The sequence below is a fragment of the Hydrocoleum sp. CS-953 genome (assembly GCF_002260545.1).
Lineage (GTDB): Bacteria > Cyanobacteriota > Cyanobacteriia > Cyanobacteriales > Microcoleaceae > Trichodesmium.
The window spans coordinates 1-3,909 of sequence record NZ_LGSU01000621.1; the positions used below are offsets into that span (position 1 = coordinate 1).

Genomic DNA, 3,909 nt, shown 5'->3' on the forward strand with positions numbered 1-3,909 from the left:
TTTCACATCTGCTACTGTAGCTTTCAGCGATCGCTCATAACGTTCTTCCCTGACTTCTGAACTTTTTGCTGTCAGATAACGTTCCAAAGCTAAACCTGTCGCTGTCTCTGGACGCAACACTGGAGAATCATCCTGAGTTGTAGCAATAATAGCACGGTCAACATCAGTCTGAGTCCAATCTACATCCTTGATATAATCTATTAAACCAGCAAAAACATCAAGAGTTCGACTAACATGGGGGTCACGATAGGAATACAGAGAAACAGTTTTTCCTAAACCACTGTAACTACATCCGGCACCGTAAGCATTACCCTTCAAACGAATTTCTGTGAATAGATAACCCAAACGTAATAAATGAGCGCCTAATCTTAAAAGTGGCGACCTTTCATTACTGAAGTGAGGTGCTGGCATAGTCTGAACGCAATAAGCCACCTGTACCGGACCTGCTAAACCTTCCCGTATATTGTAAATTGGTTCAAAGCGACTACCAAAAATGTCTCCTTCTTTTTGCTGTTGTTGGAGACCCCACTCTGAGAGAGTTTTCTTAACTACCTCATAAGCACTATCGGAACCTGTAAAACTAGCAGTCAAAGGTTGATTCGCAATAAAATCCCGGATAGTTTCAATCTGGGTCATCATATTTGCTCCATGCTCATCAAAACGATCGCATACTTTGTTCAGCAACTCTAATTGAGGCAAACCATTAACAATCTCACTAATACTCCCCTCCTTGGTCATTCCAGCAGCAGCTCGCGACATAGCTGTGTAGATACCATTGTAAATCAAATCGGAACTACATTGAGCATGAGATTGAGTCATCACCTCTCGTAGTCGAGCTGTATCGCGGGGGTTGACTGCAAAAATCATGTTCCGCAACAACTCTAATGATCGTTCAATCTGGTCATCCAGAGTTTTCATGGTGACGCGAAGTCCATACACAGGGCGATAGGCGTCTTGAGCATAAGTCCGTAACTGACATTGAAAATTAATGCCGCCAGTATAAGAAGCAATACCATGAGCAACTTGTTCGTAGTTCATTTCTCCCGCACCTAATTTGCGCAGTGCATCTATATAAGTAGATACATACAACCACAAATCTTCAGGCAACCCCCGCAAACTGAAATCTAGTTGTAAATAATTTACCCCATTTGCCAACACATGATTTCGTAATAGTGTTACTTCACCATCAAGTTGTTCGACATCAGTGGGAATATGTTCTGGTTTTTCCGGTAAGTCGCTTACTTGTAGTTGGGGAAGTTTAGCTACTGCTTCGGGAGCATTGGGTGTTCCTGACTCCGCTTCTAATTCTTCTGCTTCAGTAGCGATGCGCTCTAATTGTTCTGGGGTTAGTTGAGAACGAACCTGCTCGACTTGTTCCACTACTGCTTGGTCATAATTAGATTGCCATTCTTGGTCTGGTTTTAATACCAATGTCAAACGGTGGGGGTTGTTGAGTAACTTTTCCCGAATTAAGTCATTGAAATAGTAGGATTTTCAGCATAACGTTGTTTACATTCAGCGAGGCGATCGCCAATATGTAAAAGCGTCAATGGATCGTTACCATAAATNGCATTGGGTGTTCCTGACTCCGCTTCTAATTCTTCTGCTTCAGTAGCGATGCGCTCTAATTGTTCTGGGGTTAGTTGAGAACGAACCTGCTCGACTTGTTCCACTACTGCTTGGTCATAATTAGATTGCCATTCTTGGTCTGGTTTTAATACCAATGTCAAACGGTGGGGGTTGTTGAGTAACTTTTCCCGAATTAAGTCATTGAAATAGTTAGGATTTTCAGCATAACGTTGTTTACATTCAGCGAGGCGATCGCCAATATGTAAAAGCGTCAATGGATCGTTACCATAAATCCAAGTTTGCATCACCCGGAACAACATCCGCAAAGGATACATCCGAGCAATTTCTTGGTGTTGGTAGGTTGCCTGTTGAAATGCTGCTTCAACAATACTAGGTTCAATTTCACCAGCAGCAATTGTTTCTAGGGTATTGACAACTAACTGACTAAATGCTTCTCCCTTGTCAGGTTCACTTCCTTGAATACCTACATGGAAGGTAGCTTCTTTACCCACAGAGTCTACTCCAGATCCCAGTATATCTTGACCAATTTGGGATTCAACGACCGCTTTTTTCAAGGGTGCTGCTTCATTTCCCAACAAAATACGACTGAGAATATCTAAAGCTACCCATTCCTCAGAGTTAGTGGTATCTCCCACCAACCATTTCATCATTATGTAAGTTTTCTCTTTTGTTTCGTCTGCTGCACTAACAGGATAAGATTCTTCTTTAAACTGAGGTTCACTCCATCGAGATTGAGGGTTAATATTGATATTGGGTTCCCGTCTTTCAAAAGCGTCTAATTTTTGAGCTAAAAAGTTGAGATATTCGGGAGTGGGAATATTGCCGTAGAAAACGAAGTAAGCATTACTGGGATGATAATAGTTGGCGTGGAAGTCACGGAAGTCTTCGTAAGTCAGTTCAGGAATNTTCTTCTTTAAACTGAGGTTCACTCCATCGAGATTGAGGGTTAATATTGATATTGGGTTCCCGTCTTTCAAAAGCGTCTAATTTTTGAGCTAAAAAGTTGAGATATTCGGGAGTGGGAATATTGCCGTAGAAAACGAAGTAAGCATTACTGGGATGATAATAGTTGGCGTGGAAGTCACGGAAGTCTTCGTAAGTCAGTTCAGGAATATTTTTGGGGTCGCCTCCGTATTCCAAACCATAAATGTTATCAGGAAATAGACTTTGGTTGGCAATACTATCTAACCTTTGTTCGGGGTCAGAAAAAGCTCCACTCATTTCGTTGTAAACTACCCCAGTAAATTTTAATTTTCCTGTTGGGTTTTCGGGGTCAGCAGGAGCTAGGTGATGTCCTTCTCTTTTAAAGGTATTTTCAGTCAGCAGCGGATGGAATACGGCATCAAAGTATACTTCTGCCAAGTTGAATAGGTCTTGTTTGACTTTACTGGAGACTGGATAATAGGTACAGTCAGGGCCAGTCATAGCATTAATGAAGGTTGCTGGACTCATTTTTAGCATTTCAAAAAATGGTTCCCGTACAGGATATTTTTCTGAACCTGCTAGTACAGAATGTTCAAGGATGTGGGGTACTCCTGTACTATTTGGAGGGGGGGTGGGAAAACTAATTGAAAATAGATTTTCGGCATCTTCTGAATATAGGTGTAGCAGTTTAGCACCTGTTTTGAGATGTTCTAGCTGATAAGCTACCATCTGCTGTTGTTTTAGGTCAGTAATGGCTTTTACTTCAAAGCCTTCTAGTTTTTGTCCAACTTCTAAAGTTCTTTCAGTTAATAGAGGCATAGAAAATGAATTACTATGAATGTTTACTTTTTCTTAGTTTAAGTTATTTCTGCTGTTCGGTTTACTCACCTGGTTAGGTAGGGTTGTTTTTTGGGAGATGGGGAGATGCGGAGTGTGGGGAGTATCTTGTCTGTTCCCTATTCCCTACTCCAGGCAAAAATCTATATCTTTATCGGAGAGTTATATTAAGTATGAAAAACTAGGATAGGATTTGAGATTGCTTTCTATGGTTGCTGCGGAAGAGTTTTAAGCCAGATTATATATAATTATGAATTACGTTGAAAGCCTCCCCTTCTTAATGGGAAAATTAGCTATTAATTTGTAAGCATTCAGCTATTAGCACTCAGCTTTCAGCTTTTTAAAATGCTAGGAGTTAATAAATTATAAGCTGTTGTGTATCTAGATTTTATATTCCCTATTGCTAGGAGCAAAAATTGAATATATGGTCGNATGATTCTAATGAATATAGAGATTTTGGCTTAAAGGTAGAAGGCAGAGGGCAGAAGGCAGAAGTAATGCAAGTCAACAGAGCCGTGAGAACCCCTATAAACATCTTAGCTGATAGCTGATGGCTGA

General features: G+C 40.7%; 1 protein-coding gene and 2 pseudogenes. All 3 read right to left on the bottom strand.

Features of this window, described 5'->3' with window-relative positions; genetic code table 11:
• The coding region (locus AFK68_RS06900) for an insulinase family protein (RefSeq protein ID WP_143437645.1) at positions 1 to 1,431 on the bottom strand (1,431 nt) is incomplete at its 3' end.
• Between the two features lie 138 nt (positions 1,432 to 1,569).
• Positions 1,570 to 2,495: pseudogene (locus tag AFK68_RS44450) on the bottom strand (insulinase family protein); the annotation flags it as partial.
• A 1-nt stretch (position 2,496) separates the two neighbouring features.
• Positions 2,497 to 3,333, bottom strand: a pseudogene (locus tag AFK68_RS44455) (insulinase family protein); the annotation flags it as partial.
• Between the last annotated feature and the right edge of the window lie 576 nt (positions 3,334 to 3,909).